Origin of the sequence: Bacillus sp. 1780r2a1 (assembly GCA_024134725.1) — a bacterium.
GTDB classification, from domain to species: domain Bacteria; phylum Bacillota; class Bacilli; order Bacillales; family Bacillaceae_H; genus Priestia; species Priestia aryabhattai_A.
In genome coordinates, this window is sequence record CP099863.1 from 3,242,810 (window position 1) to 3,266,389 (window position 23,580).

26 protein-coding genes are annotated in these 23,580 nt (G+C 37.6%); all 26 read right to left on the bottom strand.

What is annotated here, in order from left to right; translation table 11 throughout:
- Nucleotides 1-21 precede the first annotated feature (21 nt).
- Entirely contained in the window at nucleotides 22-696 is a 675-nt protein-coding gene (locus NIZ91_16265) for a cytochrome b6 (GenBank protein ID USY54287.1), read from the bottom strand.
- Nucleotides 697-699: 3 nt separating this feature from the next.
- On the bottom strand, nucleotides 700-1,209 hold the full coding sequence (locus NIZ91_16270; protein ID USY54288.1) for a ubiquinol-cytochrome c reductase iron-sulfur subunit: 510 nt from the start codon (nucleotides 1,207-1,209) through the stop codon (nucleotides 700-702).
- A gap of 207 nt (nucleotides 1,210-1,416) precedes the next feature.
- Nucleotides 1,417-1,875, bottom strand: coding sequence for a YpiF family protein (locus NIZ91_16275; protein ID USY54289.1), 459 nt, complete (start codon nucleotides 1,873-1,875; stop codon nucleotides 1,417-1,419).
- Nucleotides 1,876-1,967: 92 nt separating this feature from the next.
- Nucleotides 1,968-2,516, bottom strand: coding sequence for a ReoY family proteolytic degradation factor (locus NIZ91_16280; protein ID USY54290.1), 549 nt, complete (start codon nucleotides 2,514-2,516; stop codon nucleotides 1,968-1,970).
- Between the two features lie 97 nt (nucleotides 2,517-2,613).
- Complete coding sequence (locus NIZ91_16285) at nucleotides 2,614-3,870, bottom strand: tetratricopeptide repeat protein (protein ID USY54291.1); 1,257 nt, start codon at nucleotides 3,868-3,870, stop codon at nucleotides 2,614-2,616.
- A gap of 185 nt (nucleotides 3,871-4,055) precedes the next feature.
- Nucleotides 4,056-5,156, bottom strand: coding sequence for a prephenate dehydrogenase (locus tag NIZ91_16290; protein ID USY54292.1), 1,101 nt, complete (start codon nucleotides 5,154-5,156; stop codon nucleotides 4,056-4,058).
- 64 nt (nucleotides 5,157-5,220) lie between these two features.
- Nucleotides 5,221-6,324, bottom strand: a complete 1,104-nt coding sequence (hisC, locus tag NIZ91_16295; GenBank protein USY54293.1) for a histidinol-phosphate transaminase — start codon at nucleotides 6,322-6,324, stop codon at nucleotides 5,221-5,223.
- A gap of 4 nt (nucleotides 6,325-6,328) precedes the next feature.
- Nucleotides 6,329-7,144 carry a tryptophan synthase subunit alpha gene (trpA, locus tag NIZ91_16300; GenBank protein ID USY54294.1) on the bottom strand — a complete coding sequence of 272 codons (816 nt, stop codon included), beginning with the start codon at nucleotides 7,142-7,144 and terminating at the stop codon, nucleotides 6,329-6,331.
- Nucleotides 7,131-8,345: a tryptophan synthase subunit beta gene (gene trpB / locus NIZ91_16305; GenBank protein USY54295.1), complete on the bottom strand. Its 1,215-nt coding sequence runs from the start codon at nucleotides 8,343-8,345 to the stop codon at nucleotides 7,131-7,133. Before trpB ends, trpA begins: the two co-directional genes overlap by 14 nt.
- Nucleotides 8,323-8,964 (bottom strand): phosphoribosylanthranilate isomerase, encoded by a 642-nt coding sequence (locus NIZ91_16310; GenBank protein ID USY54296.1) that lies wholly within the window; start codon nucleotides 8,962-8,964, stop codon nucleotides 8,323-8,325. The genes trpB and NIZ91_16310 overlap by 23 nt, the downstream gene beginning before the upstream one ends.
- Complete coding sequence (trpC, locus tag NIZ91_16315) at nucleotides 8,954-9,721, bottom strand: indole-3-glycerol phosphate synthase TrpC (protein ID USY54297.1); 768 nt, start codon at nucleotides 9,719-9,721, stop codon at nucleotides 8,954-8,956. Before trpC ends, NIZ91_16310 begins: the two co-directional genes overlap by 11 nt.
- Nucleotides 9,714-10,736 (bottom strand): anthranilate phosphoribosyltransferase, encoded by a 1,023-nt coding sequence (trpD, locus tag NIZ91_16320; GenBank protein ID USY54298.1) that lies wholly within the window; start codon nucleotides 10,734-10,736, stop codon nucleotides 9,714-9,716. The genes trpC and trpD overlap by 8 nt, the downstream gene beginning before the upstream one ends.
- Nucleotides 10,729-12,246, bottom strand: a complete 1,518-nt coding sequence (gene trpE / locus NIZ91_16325) for an anthranilate synthase component I (protein ID USY54299.1) — start codon at nucleotides 12,244-12,246, stop codon at nucleotides 10,729-10,731. Before trpE ends, trpD begins: the two co-directional genes overlap by 8 nt.
- A gap of 252 nt (nucleotides 12,247-12,498) precedes the next feature.
- Nucleotides 12,499-13,587, bottom strand: coding sequence for a 3-dehydroquinate synthase (aroB, locus tag NIZ91_16330; protein USY54300.1), 1,089 nt, complete (start codon nucleotides 13,585-13,587; stop codon nucleotides 12,499-12,501).
- Nucleotides 13,587-14,759: a chorismate synthase gene (aroC, locus tag NIZ91_16335; GenBank protein USY54301.1), complete on the bottom strand. Its 1,173-nt coding sequence runs from the start codon at nucleotides 14,757-14,759 to the stop codon at nucleotides 13,587-13,589. Before aroC ends, aroB begins: the two co-directional genes overlap by 1 nt.
- Nucleotides 14,760-14,886: 127 nt before the next feature.
- Nucleotides 14,887-15,660 (bottom strand): protein-glutamate O-methyltransferase CheR, encoded by a 774-nt coding sequence (locus NIZ91_16340; GenBank protein ID USY54302.1) that lies wholly within the window; start codon nucleotides 15,658-15,660, stop codon nucleotides 14,887-14,889.
- Nucleotides 15,661-15,807: 147 nt separating this feature from the next.
- Nucleotides 15,808-16,257 (bottom strand): nucleoside-diphosphate kinase, encoded by a 450-nt coding sequence (ndk, locus tag NIZ91_16345; GenBank protein ID USY54303.1) that lies wholly within the window; start codon nucleotides 16,255-16,257, stop codon nucleotides 15,808-15,810.
- A 110-nt stretch (nucleotides 16,258-16,367) separates the two neighbouring features.
- Nucleotides 16,368-17,336 (bottom strand): heptaprenyl diphosphate synthase component II, encoded by a 969-nt coding sequence (gene hepT, locus NIZ91_16350; GenBank protein USY54304.1) that lies wholly within the window; start codon nucleotides 17,334-17,336, stop codon nucleotides 16,368-16,370.
- An 81-nt stretch (nucleotides 17,337-17,417) separates the two neighbouring features.
- Nucleotides 17,418-18,125, bottom strand: a complete 708-nt coding sequence (locus tag NIZ91_16355; protein USY54305.1) for a demethylmenaquinone methyltransferase — start codon at nucleotides 18,123-18,125, stop codon at nucleotides 17,418-17,420.
- 1 nt (nucleotide 18,126) lies between these two features.
- Nucleotides 18,127-18,921, bottom strand: a complete 795-nt coding sequence (locus NIZ91_16360) for a heptaprenyl diphosphate synthase component 1 (GenBank protein ID USY54306.1) — start codon at nucleotides 18,919-18,921, stop codon at nucleotides 18,127-18,129.
- A 219-nt stretch (nucleotides 18,922-19,140) separates the two neighbouring features.
- The gene (mtrB, locus tag NIZ91_16365) at nucleotides 19,141-19,371 is read right to left on the bottom strand and encodes a trp RNA-binding attenuation protein MtrB (protein USY54307.1); all 231 of its coding nucleotides are present in this window, start codon (nucleotides 19,369-19,371) and stop codon (nucleotides 19,141-19,143) included.
- Between the two features lie 24 nt (nucleotides 19,372-19,395).
- Nucleotides 19,396-19,962, bottom strand: coding sequence for a GTP cyclohydrolase I FolE (folE, locus tag NIZ91_16370; GenBank protein USY54308.1), 567 nt, complete (start codon nucleotides 19,960-19,962; stop codon nucleotides 19,396-19,398).
- A gap of 148 nt (nucleotides 19,963-20,110) precedes the next feature.
- The gene (hbs, locus tag NIZ91_16375; protein USY54309.1) at nucleotides 20,111-20,383 is read right to left on the bottom strand and encodes a non-specific DNA-binding protein Hbs; all 273 of its coding nucleotides are present in this window, start codon (nucleotides 20,381-20,383) and stop codon (nucleotides 20,111-20,113) included.
- Nucleotides 20,384-20,800: 417 nt separating this feature from the next.
- A complete protein-coding gene (gene spoIVA / locus NIZ91_16380; protein USY54310.1) occupies nucleotides 20,801-22,279 on the bottom strand; it encodes a stage IV sporulation protein A in 1,479 nt (492 codons plus the stop codon).
- A 228-nt stretch (nucleotides 22,280-22,507) separates the two neighbouring features.
- Nucleotides 22,508-23,233 (bottom strand): hypothetical protein, encoded by a 726-nt coding sequence (locus NIZ91_16385; protein ID USY54311.1) that lies wholly within the window; start codon nucleotides 23,231-23,233, stop codon nucleotides 22,508-22,510.
- A gap of 24 nt (nucleotides 23,234-23,257) precedes the next feature.
- Entirely contained in the window at nucleotides 23,258-23,464 is a 207-nt protein-coding gene (locus tag NIZ91_16390; GenBank protein USY54312.1) for a DUF2768 domain-containing protein, read from the bottom strand.
- Nucleotides 23,465-23,580: the final 116 nt, after the last annotated feature.

The following is a 23,580-nucleotide window of genomic DNA, read 5'->3' on the forward strand; positions in this document are numbered from 1 at the left end:
ATATAAATTAAATGTTTTAACTTATAGTGGACCAGAAATACCTTGTTTACGAATCATTAAGAAGTGAGCACCCATTAATCCCAGCAAAGCACCAGGTAAGAAGAAGACGTGAATCGCAAAGAATCGAGTAAGCGTCTGGGCACCAACAATATCTGGATGTCCTGATAACAGCGTTTTTATTTGTTGGCCAATAATTGGCGTGGACTCAGCTATTTGTAACCCTACTTTTGTAGCAAATAGCGCTTTCATATCCCATGGCAATAAATAGCCTGTAAACCCTAAACCTAACATAACGAAAAAGATTAGAACTCCTACAATCCAGTTTAGTTCTCTTGGCTTTTTGTATGCTCCTTGGAAGAAAACGCGAAGTGTATGTAGAAACATCATGACAATAACAAGGCTAGCTCCCCAATGGTGCATACCACGAACAATTTGACCGAATGCAACTTCATTTTGTAAATAATAAACAGATTCCCATGCATTTTTAATATCCGGTACATAGTACATCGTTAAAAACATACCAGATAAAATTTGAATAACGGTTACAAAAAACGTCAGACCACCAAAGCAATAAACAAACGCTGAAAAATGGTGAGCTGGATTGACGTGTTCAGGTACTTCATGATCGGCAATATCACGCCATAATGGGGTAATATCAAGCCGCTCGTCTACCCAATCATAGATCTTATTTAGCATGCTCTATGCCCCTCCCCGTGGTTTAGCTTTCCCAAGATACAATGTACCATCTTTTACTTTTTGTACGTATCCATCTAGCGGCCCCATCGGTGGAGTGCCGGCTACATTCTTTCCGTCTTTGTAATATCTTCCGTTATGACATGGACAGTAAAATTGGTCTGGATGCGCTTTATCACCAGCCCAGTTAACCGTACAGCCTAAGTGCTTACAAATTGGTGATAAAGCTACAATTTCTCCATCTTTGTCTTTGTAAACCCAAGCTGAACGCGGTTCTTCTGACTCATGCCAACCGTCAACTTGATTTACTTTAAAGTCAACCCGCTTCGGTTCAGCTGTGATGTCATCCACTTGTGCGACAGCCACTAAATCCTGATCTACCCCTTTTTTTAATACTGGATCAACCGCAAACCTTACCATTGGCATGAGCATACCGGCAGCCATAAATCCTCCTACACCAGTAAGAGTGTAATTTAAGAACTGTCGTCTTGATACCCGATGGTCTTTCTCACTCATGATATTCCCCCCTCTATTAAAAGCTCAGCCCCTTAAACATAGTGTGGAAACATGATGATTTATTCTATTAAACTAGGACATTTTCATGATATATCAATATGCATGGAAGGTCAATATAAGCAACCCCTAAAACATGGAAATAACCCGTATTTTTCTAAATTTTTTGGTTATTTTTTGTTTACGCTTCCATTCTTATCTTATTAAGGTTTAGCTTTTCCACTTTTCCAGGAAATCTGGAATGATTTGTTCAATTTGATCTGCAACCACCCTTTGCTTATGGTATTCTTCCATATGTTCTAAAGGAAGCGTTGGAATCCATATTAGCTTTGATGCCAACTCTTGATCATAAGGAATCCAGTCCCGATCATTTGTTAAGAAGAAAATATGCTTTATCTCACTAGCACACGCTTGATTCTTCCAATCTATCAAGCTCTTGAGAGCATGTTGAGTTCCGGGTTGTTTTAGGTATGTAAAACTTGGTGCTACTAGAACTCGTCCTTTAAATTGTCGTTCTAATTCTGACGTAATAATTGCTGTATACTCGTTCATTGCTGCAGTTGTTTTCATTGCTGCTCCAAAGTCAATTGGAATTAGCGGAATAATAATTGAATCAACATATTCTTTAGATTGTAGGTATAATTCAATATCTTTTACATGCCATTTCATTTACATTTCACCCCATTGTTGCTGTATATTACTTTTTAGATATGGCAAAAAGAGATTGACTGTACTGCTAGTGTAGCCAATCTCTTTTTACATCATTTTAATTGATAATGCTTATTTAAATATGTCGTGAGACGCTCAAATTCTTCTCTGTTATTTTCATCTAGTGCTTTATCGATTAACTCCATGATTTTTGAACGTTGGAAGCGCTGAATGGACTGTTCCAACACTTGCTCTGCAAGGAGGCGATCTTTTTCATTTGTTTGAACTGTTTTAGGCATATATGGGTTTTCTTCTAGCACCGCAACATATTGCGTTGATGAATATAATGAGCGAAAATTAAGCTGAATATAAATATCTTCATCTCGATTTAATCGAATATCATGAAATGATTTTTCTGCATCTGTTGTCATGATGTTTTCTTTATAAAAACGAAACGGTGGGTCTTCTACACAATGTGTTGACATGACCATTCCTCGAGGGCAAAACTGCGCTTGCTCTACGAAGTGAACGCGCTGCATCAGTTGATCATGACTCATTAAATAGTTTAAAATCCATACACACTCTCGGCGTTTTAATTGATAATTTGTTAAAAACCAGCGAACAAATTCTTTCTTTTCGTTGACAGTAACAGGGGTCGTCATAGTCTCACTTCCCTCCTCTGTGTTTAATCACAGGTCTTAAACACCTTTTACAGATTAATATTCCACATGACAATTAGAAAATCCTTTGAACTATTATTTATTCTTCCAGTTGAAATAATATGTCTTGAATTTCAACTGATGATGGATCTAAGACAAGTAATTTTTCAAACATTGCTTTGGCTTTTTCTCGATTTCCTTCTTCCAGTAGGAAGTAGCCGTATTCTTCAAGAAACGCATATTCATCTAAAAAGACGCGAGATGCTGCTTCATAATGCTCTGCTGCTTTTTCATATTCTTCTATTTCCTGATAAGCTTTTGCCAGATCCCAGTCAAAGTTTGGGTCATGCTCATTGTATTCATTAGCATGGGTAATTAACTCGATAACTTCTTCGTATTTCTCCTGGCTCATATACAGTTTAGATAATGTCAAAATTGCTTCAACATATCCTGGGTCCAACGCAACGGCTTGTTTAAAAGCTGCTTCTGCCTCTTCTTCTATACCGCGTTTTAACGCAATTTTCCCTTTAAAGAAATAGAGTTCTTTTTGGAATTCATCTTGAGATATTCCTTCATTAACTGCAGCTGCAGCTTCTTCAAGCAGCTCTTCGTGCTCGTAGGATTTTGCTAAATATAAATACAAAGAATGGTATTGAGGATCTAACTCTTTTAACTCCACAAATTTTTCAATAGCTGTTTGATAGTGACCAGCTTGATAAGCTGAAAATGCGTACTCAAATAACGTGTTAATTTCTAGCTTATCTTCTAACGCATCATGAAAATAAGGAAGAGCCTCTTCAAATTTCCCTACTCCGCTTAAACTTTCTGCCAGACGCTGCCTTAAGTCAATTCCATTTAGTTCTTTATCTGTTTTTAGCACCTCTTCAAAATAAGGAATAGATTGCTGATACATACCTTGACTGCTGTAGAATTCACCTAGTGCAAAATCAATTACCTTTTCAGTTGGCAACAAACGTTTGGCTTCAAGCAGCTTTTGTTGACTTACTTCTGTTAAACCTTGCATTTGGTATAAATCAGCCATTAAGATCAAAGCTGCTACGTAATTTGAGTCAGTCGTTGCTACTTGACTTAAGATATGGATAGCTTCTTCTTCTTCCTCTAAGTCAATTAAAATTTCTGCTTTTAATAGATGAAGCTCACCTTCTGATGGATACTCTTTAATTAGCTCGTCTATTAAAGGTAGTGCTTCATTTACAAGTCCCCATTCATGAAGCTGTTCGACCATTAAAAACTTTTCCTCGTCAGTTGCCTCATGCTTCAGCTCATTGATAAGCGCTAGTCCTTTTTCAACTTCATTTTCCTCTACATATCGTATAGCACGATCTAATTTCGTCATTCTATAATCTCCTTTATCACTTCGTCTATATGTTTTTATCACTTAGTATGATTAATTGTATTGACTAATAGGTATAAACAAATTTGTTGGTAGTCCCTATAATAAATGAGATTACTGTTTTGTTCAACAAAACGGATTGAATAATAAGAGAGGTGATAAAGTATATCACCTCTCTTGTAACTACATTATGAAATAAACGTCTGATAACCTCGGCCTTCTAAGCATACTTTTGCTTTTTTACGATCTTCATCGGTTTGAAAACTAAGTCTTAAAACACCATAGATATCAACGCGCGTTTCTAGAATACGAATGTTTGTAATGCTAATTTCTTCTTCTGCTAAGTACCCTGTTACTTCTGAAATGATACCAGGATAGTCAGGGACGTCTACATATAGATCATAAAAAGACGGTATAGCTCCTTTTGAACGCACGGGAAGCTGATCACGAAATTCTTTTGCCTGAGAAAAATAAGCATAGATATTCTCAGCATTTCTCTTCTCAATCATACTACGCACATTTTGCATCTCATCTAGCCAATAATCGAACATTTGAAGTAACGCATCTTGATTATGAAGCAAAATATCTCTCCACATCGCTGGACTGCTCGATGCAATGCGAGTAATATCACGAAACCCACCCGCTGCTAGCTTAGAAACAAGCGGGTTCCCTTGTTGATAATGTTCTGCTTGATGCACAAGGCTAGCCGCAATGATATGAGGGAAATGGCTGATAACACCTGCAAGTTTATCATGTTCTTTTGGTGATAAAACAATGATATTAGCTTTTGTACCTGCGAGTAGCTTTTTAAGTTTATCAACAGCCTCACTTTCCGTATGAGGAGAAGGAGTTAACACATACATTGCATTTTCAAATAAATGGGCTTTAGACGCTGCGACGCCACTTTTATGAGATCCAGCCATCGGATGACCGCCAATAAAATGAATACCTTTTGAAATCAAGCATTCGGCTGTTTGAACGATTTGTTCTTTTGTACTTCCAACATCAGTAACAATAACCTCTTTTTTCAAAGGAATATTTTCTAATTCTTGCACAACTTGAACGGCTTGCGTAACAGGCACAGCAATAACAATGAAATCCGCTTCTTTAGCTCCCGCTTCAATTGAATTACTTATTTCATCAATAACTGTTAACGACTTTGCTAACTTTACCTGTTCTTCATTAATATCGTAACCAATAACATGCATTGATTCATATGTACTCTTTATATTTAACGCTAACGAACCACCAATTAGGCCCATCCCAATTACAAAAACTGTTCCTGTCACCTTTGTCACCTCATATTTCACATATGAAATGAGAGTGTGATCTCACACTCTCATCTCTACATTATTATGCAAATGATTTATGTTTACTCACATACTCTTGAAGCAGTTGAATTATCTGCTCATTTTGCTCTTTCGTCCCAATTGTGATACGTGCAGATGTAGGAAAACCTAATGCATTACCAGAACGAACAATATATCCTCTTTCCAATAAAAACTGGAATACTTCATCGCCTGGTTGACCAAAATCAATTAGTACGAAGTTTGTATAAGAAGCGTAGTAATTTAAACCGTTCTTTTCGCAAAATGCATAGTATTGCTGTAAACCTTCTTCGTTTTTACGCTTGCACTCATTAATAAATTCTTGATCTTTCAAAGCTTCAACTGCTGCTTTTTGAGCCATGCGACTTGTATTAAACGGTTCACGAGCAGGTTCTATCCTTTGTAATAATGCTTCATTTGCAATACCGTATCCAATTCGAAGTGAAGCCAATCCGTAAGCTTTTGAAAACGTGCGTAGCACAATTAAATTCTCGTACTCATCCAGTAAATCTACCGTTTGTGGAAAGTCCTCTTCTTGTGCTGCATATTCATAGTATGCTTCATCCATAACAATTAGCGTATGCTTTGGAACTTGCTTAATAAATTCCATCAGGTCTTGTTGCTTTACATAGGTACCGGTTGGGTTATTAGGACTACATACCCACACAACAGTCGTTTGCTCATCAATTGCGCCTAACATTGCTGAAAGGTCATGGTCACCGTTTCGCAGTGGAACCTCACGAATTTCTGCTCCTTCAATTACCGCATTGTGGCGGTATTGAGGAAATGTCGGCGTTGCCATCACCGTATTTGTTTCTGGTGATAGTAAAGCACGGCAAATAATTTGAATAACTTCATCTGAACCGTTCCCAAAAATAAGCTGTTCATCTTTGACATGTAAATATTCAGCAAGTGCTGTTCTTAATTCTGCACTATAGCCGTCTGGATAAAGTGCCATATGATTAAGCTCTTCGTAAATAGCTTCCTTCACACGATTTGAACAGCCGTACGGATTCTCATTAGATGCTAGCTTCACAACAGTTTCTAAGTTATATTCTTTTTTAACTTCCTCAATAGGCTTGCCTGGCTTATATGGAGATAACGTTAATAATTGCTCTTTTACTTTCAACTTGTTACACCTCGCATTTTTGTATCGGTGAAACGATGGACGCTATATACGCTTGAAAATTCGCTATTCCTTCTGATCTTGTCTCCTCATTTAAAAGTACAGATTGAAGTTCCGCAATTTTGTGAACAATTGCACTACCAATTACAATACCATCCGTGTATTCTTTCAATATTTCAACTTGTTGGCTTGTTGAAATCCCAAATCCAACAGCAACTGGTATAGACGTCGCTGCTTTAACTTCTTGTAAAAATAAATCTAAGTCTTCAGGAAGTGTTTCTCGAACTCCAGTCACGCCAAGAGATGATACGCAGTATAAAAAACCTGTTGCATCTTTGGAGATTTTTTCAATACGCTCTTTAGATGTCGGAGCAACCATTGAAATATAAGCTACTTCGTTTCGCTCAGCAAGGGAACGAATCTCTGCACTTTCTTCATAAGGTAAATCAGGAATTAGTACACCATCAATTTCATTTTCTCGCACTAAAGCGAAAAAGGATTCTAAACCTAATTGTAACACAGGATTAAAATAGGTAAAGAGAATAATCGGAATTCCCACCCCTTTTTTTCTCATTTTTGGCACAAGTTTAATTGCTTTTAATATAGACATTCCCTGCGCAAGTGCACGGTTAGAAGCCGCTTGGATAATTGGTCCATCCGCTAAAGGATCGGAATAAGGAACGCCTAGCTCCAATACAGAAGCTCCTTCTTTTTGCAAAGCTAAAGCTAACTCTACAGTGATATCTTCATGCGGATCTCCAGCTGTAATAAATGGAATAAATAGCGTATCATGCTTTGGTAATCTCTGTTTAAATGTGCTCATATTCGTTCTCCTTCCCTTCTAACAAATTAACAAGCGTGTGAACGTCTTTATCTCCTCGACCTGATAAACAAATCAAAATGCTTTCATCTTTTGTTTTGGTTTTCGCTATCTCAAACGCTTTAGCAAGGGCGTGTGCTGATTCAATTGCCGGAATAATCCCTTCTGTTTTTGAAAGTAGCTGAAGCGCTTCAATCGACTCGTCATCCGTTACACTTTCATATCTTACTCTCCCTATTGAAGATAAGTGAGAGTGTTCTGGTCCAATTCCAGGATAGTCAAGGCCTGCCGAAATCGAATAAGGCTCTGTAATTTGACCATTTTCATCTTGCAGTAAATACGTTAATGTCCCGTGAATAACGCCTTTAGTTCCTTTTTCCATTTTGGCAGCGTGAAGCTGGGTATGAACACCTTTTCCTCCAGCTTCTACTCCTACAAGCTCTACCCCTTCATCCTTAATAAAGTCATAGAACATACCGATTGCATTGCTACCACCACCAACGCAAGCAATTACCGTATCAGGAAGCTTTCTTTCCACTTGCAGAAACTGCTGTTTCGCTTCCTCTCCAATAATCTTTTGAAAATCGCGAACCATTTTTGGATATGGATGAGGACCAATAGCAGATCCAATTAAATAAAAATGATCTTCACAGTGCTGAACCCAGTAACGAATCGCTTCATTCGTTGCATCCTTTAAGGTTTTTGTACCTGAAGTAGCTGGGATAACTTCTGCTCCTAATAGTTTCATGCGAAATACGTTTAACGCTTGACGTTCAATGTCTTCTTCTCCCATAAACACTTTACATTCCATTCCAAACTTAGCCGCCACCGTGGCCGTAGCTACACCGTGCTGACCAGCGCCTGTTTCAGCGATAATCTTCTTTTTCCCCATGCGCTTTGCTAGCAAAATTTGACCAATCGCATTGTTGATTTTATGAGCTCCCGTATGATTCAAGTCTTCACGTTTTAAGTAAACCTTCGCTCCACCGAGTGTATTTGTTAAATTATCTGCATAAGTTAGCGCTGTAGGTCTTCCTGAATAATTTTTAAGAAGAAATAAATACTCCTCTTTAAAAGCTGGGTCCTGCATAGCTTCGTCTAGTGCTCTTTCTACTTCTTCCAATGGTTTCATTAACGTTTCTGGTACATATTTCCCGCCGAATTCTCCAAATCTACCAAATTCATCTGGATGATTGTATGTCATGTAAAATCTTCCTTTCAATACGCTTTATTTTTTGTTGATCTTTTTTACCTTCACTTTCAATTCCACTGGACAAATCGATACCATCTGGCTGATAGTACATTAAACTATCAATATTAGAGTCTGTGATTCCACCTGCAATAAAGCATTTCTTTTTATAAGAACGAGCCGTATTTATATAGGTTGGTATAAAACTCCAGTCAAACGCAACCCCTGTTCCACCAAATTTTTCTTTCACTTTACTATCAATTACGTAGCCGTCAACAACGCTTTTATAACGCTCCATTGCTTGTAAAGTTTCTGGACCATGAGGTAAAGCTTTCCAAACTTCATAGCCAACATTTTTATAAAAAATAAGTTCTTCAGGTGATTCATTCCCGTGACATTGAATTACCTGTAAGTCTGCTGTCACCGCTGTTTCCAATACATGACTAGGAGCTTCATTCACAAACACGCCCACTTTTTTTATCTTAAAGTTTGATTGTTTCATAGCCTGAACTGTTTCTGGCGTAACGTACCGCTTACTTTTCGAATAAAAGATGAAGCCTACGTAATCAGCAAGTCCAGCCTCTGCTAATTGAAAATCTTCAATTGTTTGGATACCGCAGTATTTAATGTGCATGATTTGTTTCTCCAAATAGATTTTTAATTGCTGCTTGCTGATCATCTTGTTTCATTAATGATTCTCCAACTAGAACTGCTTTTGCACCAGCTTCTTTTACATAAGTAAGATCTTTATATTCATAAATTCCGCTTTCACTAACGAATAAGCTATCTTTAGGAACAATTGAAGAAATGTCCTTCGTTTGTGTAATTGATGTCTTAAATGTACGTAAATTGCGATTGTTGACACCAATAATGCGAGGCGTGAATACGCGTAAAATTTGTTCTAACGTCTCAGCTTCATGAACCTCTACTAAACAATCAAGTCCCAATTCTCCGGCTTGTTCATATAACTCTTTTAAATGTACAGGGTCAAGGACTTCTCCGATTAATAAAATAGCATCTGCACCGATGCGAGCACTCTCCTCAACTTGAAGCTCATCGATTATAAAGTCTTTTCTCAAAACGGGAAGGTTTACGCTTTGCTTTATTTCAGTCAAATACGTGTGATGGCCCATAAAGTACTGCTCATCTGTTAAAACTGAAAGTGCATCTGCTCTTCCTTCTTCATACGCTTTAGCAATTGTAACAGGGTTAAAATTTCGTTGAATCAATCCTTTTGAAGGTGATGCTTTTTTCACTTCGGCAATCAGCGAAAGCATACGATTTGGATTTGCAAGAGCTTTTAAGAATGATACTTTCTTTACCTGAACGGGATCTGGTAACACCAGGTTTGCCACTTCTTGTTTTTTTGTTTCAATAATTTTGTTAAGCATGATTAACCACCTCTTCAGATTTTAAAAGCTGGAGCTGTTTGAATGCCTGACCGCTTTCAATGATTCGCATCGCTTCAACGACTCCTTGCTGGATTGTTTGAACAGCGCCGCTTACATATATTGCAGCCGCTGCGTTCACAGCAACCGCTGACTGTGCAGTTTTATTTTCACTGTTTTTAAAGATTGATTGAATAAGAGCTGCGCTTTCTTCTGCACCATTTACTATAAGGTCTTTCATAGTTCCTCTTTGGATACCTAGTGATTCAGGTGACAGTGTATATTCTATTATGCGTCCATCTTTCACTTCTACCACGTCTGTTTCAGTGGTTACGCTTATTTCGTCTAAACCATCTCGACCACAAACAAGCAGCACGTGTTTTGCTCTAAGCTGCACTAAAGCTTGCGCAAGCTTTCTTGCTAAATCTATTGAATACACTCCAATTACCTGTTTGCTGCAATTAGTAGGGTTAGCTAAAGGACCAAGGGCATTGAAAACTGTACGAAATCCTAATTCTCGGCGGGTTTGAGCAACATGTTTCATAGCAGGATGATAAAGAGGCGCGAATAGAAATGACATGTTAACACGTTCAAGCGCTTCCTCAACTTCAGTCTTCTCGCCTTGAATATCTACTCCTAATCTCTCTAGTACATCTGCACTTCCACTCTTTGATGAAACAGCACGATTGCCATGCTTTGCTACCTTTACACCAGCTGCTGATGCCACAATAGCACTGGCTGTAGAAATATTAAACGTTGACGCACCGTCTCCTCCCGTGCCACATGTATCAATGACGTTTTCATACTTGATAGAGATTGTGTTCATGTTATTTCTCATCCCTTTTACAAAGCCAACGATTTCCTCAACCGTTTCGCCTCGATAGGTTAACAAAGTAAGGATACTTGCAATTTGTGTAGGTGGAACTTGCCCATTCATAATGTCATTCATAAGCTCTTGTGCTTCTGCAGCTAATAATGTTTCACCGTTTAAGCATTTTGATAGCAGTTCTTTAAACATACACATTCTCCTTTTTGTCGTAGATGTCTTGAGCGATTTGAATCGTTTTAATTAAAGCACTTGCTTTGTTACGAGTTTCTTTCCATTCTAGTTCTGGCTTAGAGTCTGCTACAATGCCAGCACCCGCCTGTACATAAGCTACTTTATCTTTTAAGACAATTGTTCGAATGGCAATACACGAATCAATATTTCCATCAAATCCCATGTATGCAACGGTTCCTGCATAAACATTGCGCGCAACAGGTTCTATTTCATTTAAAATTTGCATGGCTCTCACCTTCGGTGCACCTGATACTGTCCCCGCTGGAAAAGCCGCTAACAAAGCATCAATTGGATGAACGCTTGGACGAATGGTTCCTGTTACTTTAGAAATTAAGTGCATGACGTGTGAAAATTTAACTAATTCCATTAATACAGGTGTTTGTACGCTACCGTATTTAGCTACTCTTCCAATATCATTACGCGCTAAGTCGACTAACATATAGTGTTCAGCACGTTCTTTTTCGTCTTGAATTAAATCTTTGTACATATGCTGATCTTCTTGTTCGTTCCGTCCTCTGCGTCTTGTGCCAGCAATAGGGTGAATTTCTAATTCACCGTTTTCGATTCCAATAAGTTTTTCTGGAGAGCTTCCGATTAATTCCACACCGTCTACTTTGACATAAAATAAATAAGGAGATGGATTAACTAGTCGCAATACTCTGTAAATATCAAATCCAGAAGCTTTAGTCGGAACTTGAAAGCGTTGGGATAATACCGCCTGAAAAACGTCCCCGCTTTTGATATACTCTTTAATTTTATTAACGTCGTTCATAAACTTCTCTTTTTCATATGAAGAAGTTACGCCTTTAAACGTTACGTCTTTTTGTTCTGAATTAAACACTAGCGGTAACTTATTTATTAAAGGATTTACTATCTTGTTAACATACGAATTGATATCTTCAACCGCAAGCTGATATTTCTTGTTTTTTTCTACATCTGTATCTCCTTCGTTAAGCTGAACATAGCGGAGAAAAACTAACTCTTTTGATTGATGATTGTATGCTAACAGTGTTTCGCAATACATAAAATGAAATGTTGGCATTTGTAAATCATTTTCTTTATTGACCGGTACCTTTTCAATTTGTGAAACCGCATCATAACTAATAAAACCAACTGCACCACCTTTAAAGGGAAGCGACAGGTTGGGAAGCTTTACTTTAAACTTCTCATTCACTGTTTGAACAGCGTTCTTGAAGCTAGAAGCTGAAAACTGTCGTTGGAGATGACGGTCTTTAATGATATACTCACCGTTTTCTTCGGCAACATATAAAAAAGGATTTAATCCAATAAATGAATAGTTGGACCAAGGTGATGTATCATCGTTACTTTCAAGTAAGTAAACTGCTTCGTCCTGTACCCGCTGAAACAAATCAACCGGGGTTAGACTGTCAACATATAACGTCTTTGTAATAGGAATTGTTAAAAAGTGTGAAGAGTCTTCCAAAAAGGAAGCATACGTGTTTGTCATGTGATTCATTCCTCCATTTCAAATGGAGAATGAGAAATAGTGAGGTGTTTTTAGAAGTTATTATAAATAAACCCAAAGGCACATCAAAAAAGCATGCCTTTGGGTAAACGAATGTCATATTTTAACTAAACTCAGCTCTTCTCAACTATCTCATTCTCGTCTACCCTAAACTCAACTAAACTACTTATTACTAGCTCTAAACTATCTACATTGTATTACGCTTATCTAAAAATTGTCAACCATGAGACTGTTTTAATTGGAATTCTCTAGCTGCTGACTTAACAGTGTGAGAATAAGGTCATTTTCCACCTTTTGAACATAAGGTTGACCAACTTCTTCAAGTAAGACCATATATACGTCGCTTTGTTTAGATTTTTTATCAGCCTGCATTTTCTTTAACAAACGCTCTTTTTCTAGATGTGAAGGAATAGACGTTTGATAACCAAACTGTTTAAACCATGAGGCAATTTCAGATACCGGAAATTTCGTTTTCCCTAAAGCATTGCTCACATCCATAGCGAAAAGCATTCCGATTGCTACCGCTTCTCCATGGCTAATTTTTCCATACCCACATTCTGATTCAATGGCATGGCCTAATGTATGTCCGAAGTTTAAATGTGCTCGAACACCCGCTTCCATTTCGTCTTCTTTTACTATCGCTGCTTTGACAGAGATTCCTTTTTTAAGCGCATAGATTAAAGCATCTTCTCGTAAGTCACTTAACGTTTTAATCGTTGTTTTTAGCCATTGATAGAACTCCACGTCATGAATTAACGCATGTTTAATAACTTCAGCGAAACCAGAACGCCATTCTTTTTCAGGTAGCGTATTTAATAAGTCAATATCATAAAAAACAGCTTCTGGTTGAAAGAACGCACCAATCATATTTTTGCCTAGCTCATGATTAATTGCTACCTTTCCACCAACTGCACTATCATGGGCAAGAAGGGTTGTTGGAACTTGAATAAATGATATACCACGCATATAAGTTGCTGCAACAAAGCCAGCTAAATCTCCAATTACGCCTCCTCCAAATGCAATGATAAGAGCATTACGATCCAGCTGCTTTTCTAAAGCAAACGTTTGACACGCATAGTAATGGTCAAAAGATTTTGCTTGTTCACCGCTAGGAAGTACGTATTTATAAACCGTTGAATAAGCAGCTAACGCTTCTATCATTTTATCTCCATAGCGTTCGTTTACCGCTTCATCTGTTAATACTAGAATTTGTGATGTGTTTGGCTTTACATCTTTGATCACTGATGGAAGTTCAGATAGAATATTTTCACCTAAATAAAGAGGGTATGTTTTAGACTTGGTTTCGATTTGAATTTGTTCCATTAAAATCCCCTCGCATATTCACGCATTTGATTGATGTTTTCAGATATTGTTTTAATTTGATCTTGACCAAACTGTTCCATAATGGCATCTGCTAATTCCCAAGCAACGACAGCTTCTGCTACGACGCTAGCCGCAGGAACCGCACAGCTATCTGAGCGTTCAATGCTCGCTTCAAACGGTTCTTTCGTTTCAATATCAACACTCTTCAATGGCTTATAAAGCGTCGGGATAGGCTTCATAACACCTCTAACAACAATTGGCATTCCAGTCGTCATTCCACCTTCAAAGCCACCTAAACGGTTTGTTCTTCTTGTATATCCACTTTGTTCATCCCACAAAATTTCATCATGAACTTCGCTACCGGGCTTTCGGGCAGCTTCAAAGCCAAGACCAAATTCAACCCCTTTAAACGCATTGATACTCATTACAGCCGCAGCAATTTTAGCATCTAATTTCCGATCGTAGTGTACATAGCTACCAACACCAGCTGGCATACCTTCCACGATGACTTCAACAATTCCACCGATTGAATCTCCAGCTTTTTTTGCATCGTCGATTGCTTGCATCATATCTTTTTCAACAGCTGTATCAAAACACCTAACCGGTGACTGCTCTGTAACTTCCTTTAGTTGTTCAAGGGTTTCATAAGCTGGAGGATTAGCTTTAATTCCACCGATTTCACGAACATGTCCTGCCACCTTAATTCCAAACTGAGCTAAAATTTGCTTTGCCACTGCACCAGCCGCGACGCGAACTGTTGTTTCACGTGCTGAGGAACGCTCTAATACGTTTCTCATATCCCGATGCCCATATTTAATTGCTCCATTTAAATCTGCATGTCCAGGTCGTGGGCGTGAAATTTTCCGCTTCACGTCTTCGGCTTCTTCTTCGGAAATTGGCTCAATACCCATAATCTTCGTCCAATGCTTCCAATCGTTATTTTCAACAACAAGCGCAATAGGAGACCCTAGCGTATAGCCATGGCGAACACCACTCAAAATTTGCACTTGATCCTTCTCAATTTGCATACGGCGTCCTCGTCCATGCCCTTTTTGCCTACGCGCAAGCTCTGTATTTACGTCTTCTGCAGTTAAAGGTAGTCCTGCTGGAACACCTTCTAGAATTGTCGTCAATTGTGGACCATGCGACTCTCCTGCGGTTAAGTATCTCATCTTTCTACCTCCACGATTATGTATTTTTCAGGAAATCGTCTGAATTTTTATTTTTAAATATGACTATACCACACTCTATGTTACTTCACCACATAAAAAAAAGCGAACGCACTGTTTACTTTCTCTGTTATAGCTTGCGATAAAAAAACGTATCTGCTACTTCTAACCCATATTTCTGAGGTTGAAACACTTGCTCCGTGCTTCCTACAAAAAAGATACCTCCTCGTCTCAATGAATCTGAAAACTTTTGATAAAGCTGGTGCTTCGCCTCTTCCGTAAAATAAATAAGCACATTGCGACAAACAATTAAGTCAAACTGCTGTGAAAAAGGGTCCGCAAGTAAATTGTGTTTTTTAAAAGTAACGGTTTTTTTTATCTCATCGTTTACCTTGTAAAATGATCCTTGACTAGTAAAATATTTGTTTTTTATATGTACAGGCACTTCTTGTAGTGATTTTTCCGTATACAAGCCTATTTTAGCTTTTTCAATAACCGTTTGATCCAAATCTGTAGCTAGGATTTTAATTTTTGAAAGTGGATAGTAAGAAGATAACACCATCGCTAACGTGTACGGTTCCTCTCCGGTAGAACATGCCGCACTCCAGACTTTTAAGGTTTCGTTTTCTTTTGTTAACTGAGGTAAGATTGTTTCTTCTAATACTTCCCACCGCTTGCGGTTTCGATAAAATTCTGAGACATTGATGGTAACTCTATCTAAAAATTCAGTTAATAATTCTTCTTGATAATTTAGGGCTTGATAATAAGTTTGAAAGCTAGTGAAGCCTTTCTTTTCATATAAAGATACCAGTCTTCTTCTCATTTGTGCTTCTTTATATAACGCCAGGTCGATACCTGTTTTTAGCTTAATTTTGCGAACAAATTCTTCATATTCATTTGTCATAAATAAGACCCCTATCTATCACATTACATATTTCTTTTTATTTCATTATATCGGAATCTTGTTTATTGATGTTAAATTTCTCCATAGAAAAAAGCAAATGAATTAAATTCATTTGCTTTTTTCTATGGTAATTGTCTAATTGTCTGCTTAATAAAGCAAGCTATTTAACTGTTTGTTGTATGATACAACTTCCGATTCTGAAAAGAACAGCCCAATTTCACGTTGAGCACTCTCTGGAGAATCTGAACCATGAATAACATTCTTATCAACGATAAGCCCGTAGTCTCCTCGAATTGTACCTGGAAGCGCTTCTTGGGGATTTGTTTTCCCCATCATTTGACGTGCATTTGCAATGACATTTTCCCCTTCCCATACCATTGCAAATACTGGTCCTGATGTAATAAAGTCAACTAGTTCTTTAAAAAATGGTTTTTCACGATGTTCTCCGTAATGTGTTTCAGCCAAATCTTGCGATACGTGCATAAGCTTTGCACCAACTAATTGAAACCCCTTTTTTTCAAAGCGAGATACAATTTCTCCTACAATACTTCTTTGTACCCCGTCTGGTTTGACCATTAAAAATGTTTGTTGTATCATTTTCTCTCCACCCCTGAAGTTATGATATGTAAAGCAAATGAAAGCGTAATCACACTCAAGAAAATCTTACCACTCTTTAAGTTGTTTTACAACTTACCAAAAAGATTTTTTTAAAATTTTCTCTTACCAATATATTTAGCAATCTGATATAGCGCTTTGCGAGCTTTATTATCGGGTAACTCTTTTAAGATCATCATGGCCTTTTCAAGGTATCGCTCACTTACTTCAACAGAACGATCAATTACGTTAGAAGAAGTAGTAATATACGTAATAATTTCGGAAATAAGCTCTGTTTGATCGTCTGCTACAAATAACTTCTCAACTTTAAGGCGGAAGTTTGGATCCTCTAGTGCGTAAAGAACAGGCAGTGTGATGTTCCCCTGTAACAAATCACTTCCTACCGGCTTACCCAGCTTTTCTTCCGAGGATGTAAAATCTAAAATATCATCAGTAATTTGAAACGACATTCCCACATAATAACCGAACAGAAATAGCTTTTTATGTATAGACTCAGGAGCACCAGCTGCAATTGCTCCAAGCTGACAGCTTGCTGCAATTAACAACGCTGTTTTTCGCTTAATACGACGCAAGTACGTACGCAAGTCTTGGTTTAAATCGTATTTATCTTTGATTTGTTCAATCTCGCCTAGCGTTAATTCAACCATCGTATCGGATAAGATTTTATGAGCATCCACTTGTTCAATCTTAGTAATGGTTTCAAGCGCACGCGCAAAAATATAATCTCCTGTATACATAGCAATTCGATTATCCCACTTAGCTTTAATCGTTGGCTTGCCTCGCCTCATATCTGCATCATCAATTACATCGTCGTGAACTAAAGACGCCATATGTATCAGTTCAAGGGCTACTGCGACATGCTTAATCTGGTTAATATCATAAGAACCAAATTTGCCGGCTAATAAAACAAAGACAGGGCGAATTCTTTTTCCCCCTGCCTGTAAAAGGTGAAGAGATGCATTTGTAATTAATGCCTCTTTTGTTTCAATCCTTTGCTCTAATTCTTTTTCAATTAGTGCAATATCCGTGTTTAGAAAAGTATACATCATTTTTAATTTCATTGGACTCACCTAGCATTATAAATTCATTTCAATCGTTCGATGTTACACTACTTTACACATTAATATTTATTACAATTGTCTCTATACTCGTTTGTACCCTAAGTGCATTGCAGCTACTCCACCTGTATAGGTTTTGACTTCAATGTCTTGAAATCCTGCCTTTTTAAACATTTCAGCTAGTTCTTTAGGGCCTGGGAAATCACGTGCTGATTCCTGAAGCCATGAATACTCATCATAGCTTTTTGCAAACAGTTTCCCAAATGCAGGCATGATGTATTTAAAATAGAAAAGATAAGCTTGTCGATAACCTATCATGGTCGGCTGCGACGTCTCTAAGCATACTACTTTTCCACCTGGCTTTACTACTCGATACATCTCTTTTAAGGCAGTCATGTAGTCGGGAACGTTTCGAAGCCCAAATCCTATTGTGACATAATCAAATGAATTATCTTCAAACGGTAAACTCATTGCATTTCCATGTAACAATTCAATGTTTGAAAATGAGGATTGATTTACTTTTTCGTGCCCGATTTTCAGCATATTTTGACTAAAATCAAGTCCAACAGCTTTTCCTTTTGGTCCCACTGCTTCAGCCATAGCTAATGTCCAATCAGCAGTTCCGCAGCATACATCAAGTGAAGCTGTTCCTGGCTGTACGTTCATTCGCTTCATTGTATCTTTTCTCCATGCTTTATGACGCTGAAAGCTAATTACTGAGTTCATTTGATCGTAGTTTTTATATATTTTTTCAAAAACTCCATGCACACGCTCTTCTTTTGATTGCTGCATACTATCCTTCTCCTACAACATTTTTAAGACGCTCTAAGCTGCCAATCATTTCGTATAAGTGCTTCTTTAATGGCTCATTAATATCAATTGAACCCGCTGCTAAATATTGCTTTACTACAGCAATTGATGACTCACTTGAAGCATAGAGCGCTTCTTGAATTCTCGTGCTTTCCATTCCATTTTTTTTATAACTGTCTAACAAAATAGAAGGTTCATGCTGTTCCAGCTTCGTTAACTGAGTTGAAATAGCGTTTAAACGACAAGCGTGTTCTAAAAGCTCTTGCCACTCTGAACAATTAAAATAATCACATAAGGAACTGATAAGTGATGATTCAACCGTAAAGAAATTTGTCATCATATCCTGTAAGTCTTTTGTATGGTTATGATAGATGTGGATTTTAGCAATATTAATTTCTTTAATAGACGAAGCAATTACCTTAATTAAGTCGATTTGCCCCGTCTGTGCTAAATAATAATAATACAAACCGCTATAATAGTCGCCTGCTAATACGGTTAGCTGTCGCTCATGCAGTTGTTTTCCTTCGCTATCAACATTTTGAGTAGAGACTAAGTCGTGAGTATCTAGTGCAGTTTGCACAAGCATAACCGACAGCGCACAGCGACTCCACTTTTGCTGTTCAAGTGAAAGAGTCGTTAAAAACGAGCATACGTATAATAATTTATTTTCATCTACAGTTGGATGATGAATAAATTTTTGAACATATGGATGACTCAACTCAGCATGAATCTGTTCTTTCATGTCTGCAACCGTATCGTAGATGTTTTGCACATTCATCACCCTTGTCTCCCTTTCAGTCACTGCTTTTTCCAAAGTAAATTCGATAGTGTCAATTATACCATAACTATAGGTTAATTTAACCTGTAAAATCATAATCGACAGCTAGGTTATTGTTGGATTTTCTCGCACTTTTATTTTTCCATTCTTTACATGGTGTTATTCACGTCACTTTAAGTGCTCGTGGATATCATAAAAATAAAAGCAGGAAACTCCTGCTTATTTTTTGCCGTCGGATTCAACCTCACCGTGAACTGTTTGGATAAGTGCTTTGCCTCTTATTTTAATTGCTGACGTATGCTCTGTGAATTGAGCAATCATCACTTCACCTTTATCTAGCTTTTCAGAATGATGAAATCGTGTATCCGCACCTCTTGTTAAACCTATAACATTTACACCATCTTCCACCGCTTTAATGACGATGTATTCTGGATTCGATTTTTGTGCCATAACTTTCCCTCCATATCTAGCCAATTACGACTTGATTAATGATAATACCTCTGCACGCGCTGCTTGGTCGTGTTCAAATACTCCTCGAACTGCTGATGTAACGGTCATAGCTCCTGGTTTGCGAACCCCTCGCATCGTCATGCACATATGTTCAGCTTCTACAATAACCATGACTCCATGAGGAGTTAGAGTTTCCACGATTGAATCAGCAACTGTAGAAGTAATTCTTTCTTGAAGCTGTGGACGCTTAGAGACAGCCTCCACTGCACGTGCAAGCTTACTTAATCCAGTTACGCGACCACCTTTTGGAATATATGCAACATGAACCTTTCCATAGAAAGGAACCAAGTGATGTTCACACATTGAATGAAAGTTGATGTCTTTTACTAAAACTAACTCTTCGTGCTCCTCGCCAAATATAGTTTTAAAATGTTCATTTGGATCTTCCTTCAATCCTGAAAAGACTTCTTCATACATTTTAGCTACGCGCTTTGGTGTATCCAATAGTCCTTCTCGATTTGGATCTTCTCCAATTGCTTCTAAAATTTGTCTTACCGCTTGTTCAATTTGCTCTTTATTTACAGCTGACATCCTGTAGCCTCCCATTCGTTGCATTACGACGTAGTTAAAAAAATTCTAGCATATGTATGTACTAAAGGCAAAAAAGAAAGGTCGCAAAATATGCGACCTTTCAAAGCTCTTGTATTATGACTATAAAAATAGACATTTTATGTAAATATTATTTTACAGCGTCTTTAAGAGCTTTACCTGGTTTGAATGCAGGAACTTTGCTTGCAGCGATTTCAATCTCTTCACCCGTTTGAGGGTTACGACCTTTACGTGCAGCACGCTCACGTACTTCAAAGTTACCAAAACCAATTAGTTGAACTTTGTCACCATCTTTTAAAGCATCTAAGATTGTATCAAAAACAGCATCAACTGCTTTTGTAGCATCCTTTTTTGAAAGCTCACTCGCTTCTGCAACAGCATTGATTAATTCTGTCTTGTTCATGCCATTCACCTCCTCCCAAAAATCGGATCATATAAAAACTAAAATCCCATTACAAAAGGAATCTAGTAATCGACGATATCTCATTTGTTAACAAAATTAACGAATATTATACATAACCTATGTATCAACAAGCCTAATAATAAACGATTGTTATGAATAATTCAACGTTTTTCATTTTGTCTCGGAGACTTCCATACTAAAACTAGTATGTCCAATCGATTTCTTTTAAAAGATTAACATATCGCTAATAGCATAGCAAGCAGAAAATCGTCATATAGCAAAAAAACAGAAACGTATGTTCTTTTTGTTATTTTTGACCCCTTATTGATTTAAGAGATATCTCCGTATTTTGGCTTTTAAACATAAGAAAAAGGCTCCTTATTAAAAGAGCCTGCAACCATCTATTATTAATCAATCTTATAAAATAATCGCAATTAAACCACCTGAACCTTCGTTGATAATACGTTCTAGCGTTTCTTTTAATTTATATCGTGCATTTTCCGGCATTAGCGAAAGTTTGCCTTGTATACCTTCTCTTACAATGGAGCTCAATGATCTACCAAAGATATCTGAATTCCAAATTGACAGTGGATCATCTTCAAAATCCTGCATCAAATAGCGAACCAGCTCTTCGCTTTGCTTTTCCGTACCGATAATTGGAGCAAATTCTGATTCTACATCCACTTTAATCATATGAATTGAAGGTGCAACGGCTTTTAAACGAACTCCAAAGCGAGATCCCTGACGAATAATCTCTGGCTCATCTAAGCTCATATCTGCTAAAGATGGTGCGGCAACCCCATAACCAGTTTGCTTCACCATTCGAAGCGCATCAGATACTTGATCATACTCCATTTTAGCATGCACAAAATCCTGCATAAGCTGTAATAGGTGGTCTCGCCCGCGAATTTCAACACCAACAACCTCTTTTAAAATTTGATCATATAAGTCATCTGGAGCATATAAATCAATCTCTGCAATTCCCTGCCCCATTTCGATTCCTGCTAATCGAGCCTGCTCAATAAATTCGAATTCCGTAAACTGAGCCACTACCCGATCAACATCCCGTAACCTTTTAATATCTTTTACCGTTTCTTGAACTGCTTCTTGATAGCTTTCACGTAGCCAATGTTTATCTTTTAGCACCATAACCCAGCTCGGTAAGTTAACATTAACTTCTAGCACTGGGAACTCGTATAGCGCTTCTCTTAGCACGTTTAGCACATCTGTATCACGCATGCTTTCCACGCTCATTGCTAACACTGGAATATCATATTTCTCGTTAAGACTTGCTCTTAGCTTCTCTGTATCTGGATGATAAGGCTGTACGGTATTAATAACCATGATAAAAGGCTTTCCTACTTCTTTTAATTCATTGATTACTCGCTCTTCCGCTTCTAGATAATCATGGCGTGGAATATCTCCAATTGTTCCATCCGTTGTAATAACAACACCGATTGTAGAATGCTCTTGAATTACTTTTCGAGTGCCAATTTCAGCGGCTTCATGAAACGGAATCGGCTCTTCATACCAAGGAGTATTAATCATTCTAGGACCATTCTCATCCTCATAACCTTTCGCACCTGGAACCGTATACCCTACACAGTCTACCAATCTTATGTTAACATCTAGCCCATCATCCACCTGTACGCTAACCGCTTGATTTGGAACGAATTTGGGCTCAGTTGTCATAATCGTTTTTCCTGCTGCACTTTGAGGCAGTTCATCTTGTGTTCGTGCTCGTTCTGCTTCATTTTCAATATGAGGTAATACCATCAGTTCCATAAATTTCTTTATAAAAGTTGACTTTCCTGTTCTTACTGCACCAACTACCCCTAAATATATATCGCCTCCTGTACGTTCGGCGATATCCTTAAACACATCTACCTTTTCCAAAAGATCCCCTCCGATCTATGAGTTCATAGGATATGACATCCATTGCGAGAGTAAATTAGGACACTATATAGTTATGACGTTGTCCTATTAAAATATGACTTTCGATAGAAAAATTTATAATTTTTTTCATGCACATGCTGACTCAATCACAAGTTAGGCTAAAATTTCTTAGAAGAAAGAGAAAACCCCTTCTCTCTGAATTTTATTCAGCGAGAAAGGGTTAATGACTCATTTTTCTAAAAATATTGGTTCATTTGTTTTTTCGTTAATGGTATACGGCAGTGAATAAGCTGGAACAAAAGGAGAATGCTCAACTAGAAGATTCCGAATATCTTCTCCTTCTTTATATGTATGTTTATGCTTTTGCAACGCTTCATATAAGTCCGATGAATAATCTACAAACAGCTCACCTTTCTCATTTAACACAAGTGGAAGTAATTGGCTGCTATAAGGACTTACAACGGTGGGTGGCTCTTGCATGTTTAATTTTTTATAGTCAATGGAAAAAACACCATCGGCAATTACCTCTTTAAATGGCGCATAACCACTATGTTTTTGTCTGTATAGATTCAGGTGAATATTTACCTCTTTGATTTGTTCAGCCATTCGTAAATCTATTAATTTGACGGTTGGATTTTTTTCTACGTCCACCAGCATATATGAAAAAACGCCTCCGCTTTCAAACGCTGTACCAGGTGGCTCTTGCATATAGCGTGGGCTAAGTTTGTTAAATTCAATAGGGTACTTCTGATAAATAGGCGTATCGTTATCTCTTGTTTTGATTGGTAATAATCCTCCGCTATCTTTTTGAAAATCATCAACCGCTTGTTGCACAGCTGCAAGCTGATCTTTATAAGGCACCTGATTTTGAGATAGATTGGCCTCAGGGTACAAGCAAGCTGATAATAAGAATGTTGAGCTACAGAAAATTATAAATAGTAAGACTTTTCTCATTAAACTTCACCCTATCAGTTTTTGTTATGCTCCAGGTGTTGGGCCACTAAAGACAACAATCACCATAATAAATCCCGCAATAATCATCAATGCGTAGGCAATGAAAGCGAGTACATATTTAAATATAACATTTTTAATTTTGTAACGACTTAAATAAATAGAAAACACGGAAATAAACATAAATGCAATTGAACCAAGTGAAATCCACATTTTTAATAACGCTGGCGACACCGCTCATCCACTCCCCTCTCGCTCTCATTATAGCATAGGAAGTCCATGTTTCGTGTAAAAAAAGGGAATTAAAGGATTCTATTAATTGACTCAAAATAAAAAGCCGAAATAAAGGG

Bases quoted from the DNA above. Each gene is read 5' to 3' on its own strand.
- NIZ91_16265 (USY54287.1), bottom strand. From the start codon at position 696: ATGCTAAATAAGATCTATGATTGGGTAGACGAGCGGCTTGATATTACC.
- NIZ91_16270 (USY54288.1), bottom strand. From the start codon at position 1,209: ATGAGTGAGAAAGACCATCGGGTATCAAGACGACAGTTCTTAAATTAC.
- NIZ91_16275 (USY54289.1), bottom strand. From the start codon at position 1,875: ATGAAATGGCATGTAAAAGATATTGAATTATACCTACAATCTAAAGAA.
- NIZ91_16280 (USY54290.1), bottom strand. From the start codon at position 2,516: ATGACGACCCCTGTTACTGTCAACGAAAAGAAAGAATTTGTTCGCTGG.
- NIZ91_16285 (USY54291.1), bottom strand. From the start codon at position 3,870: ATGACGAAATTAGATCGTGCTATACGATATGTAGAGGAAAATGAAGTT.
- trpA (USY54294.1), bottom strand. From the start codon at position 7,144: ATGAGCACATTTAAACAGAGATTACCAAAGCATGATACGCTATTTATT.
- trpB (USY54295.1), bottom strand. From the start codon at position 8,345: ATGACATACAATCATCCAGATGAATTTGGTAGATTTGGAGAATTCGGC.
- NIZ91_16310 (USY54296.1), bottom strand. From the start codon at position 8,964: ATGCACATTAAATACTGCGGTATCCAAACAATTGAAGATTTTCAATTA.
- trpC (USY54297.1), bottom strand. From the start codon at position 9,721: ATGCTTAACAAAATTATTGAAACAAAAAAACAAGAAGTGGCAAACCTG.
- trpD (USY54298.1), bottom strand. From the start codon at position 10,736: ATGTTTAAAGAACTGCTATCAAAATGCTTAAACGGTGAAACATTATTA.
- trpE (USY54299.1), bottom strand. From the start codon at position 12,246: ATGACAAACACGTATGCTTCCTTTTTGGAAGACTCTTCACACTTTTTA.
- aroB (USY54300.1), bottom strand. From the start codon at position 13,587: ATGGAACAAATTCAAATCGAAACCAAGTCTAAAACATACCCTCTTTAT.
- aroC (USY54301.1), bottom strand. From the start codon at position 14,759: ATGAGATACTTAACCGCAGGAGAGTCGCATGGTCCACAATTGACGACA.
- NIZ91_16340 (USY54302.1), bottom strand. From the start codon at position 15,660: ATGACAAATGAATATGAAGAATTTGTTCGCAAAATTAAGCTAAAAACA.
- ndk (USY54303.1), bottom strand. From the start codon at position 16,257: ATGATACAACAAACATTTTTAATGGTCAAACCAGACGGGGTACAAAGA.
- hepT (USY54304.1), bottom strand. From the start codon at position 17,336: ATGAAATTAAAAATGATGTATACTTTTCTAAACACGGATATTGCACTA.
- NIZ91_16355 (USY54305.1), bottom strand. From the start codon at position 18,125: ATGCAGCAATCAAAAGAAGAGCGTGTGCATGGAGTTTTTGAAAAAATA.
- NIZ91_16360 (USY54306.1), bottom strand. From the start codon at position 18,921: ATGAATGTGCAAAACATCTACGATACGGTTGCAGACATGAAAGAACAG.
- mtrB (USY54307.1), bottom strand. From the start codon at position 19,371: ATGGCACAAAAATCGAATCCAGAATACATCGTCATTAAAGCGGTGGAA.
- folE (USY54308.1), bottom strand. From the start codon at position 19,962: ATGTCAGCTGTAAATAAAGAGCAAATTGAACAAGCGGTAAGACAAATT.
- hbs (USY54309.1), bottom strand. From the start codon at position 20,383: ATGAACAAGACAGAATTAATCAATGCTGTTGCAGAAGCGAGTGAGCTT.
- NIZ91_16385 (USY54311.1), bottom strand. From the start codon at position 23,233: ATGAGAAAAGTCTTACTATTTATAATTTTCTGTAGCTCAACATTCTTA.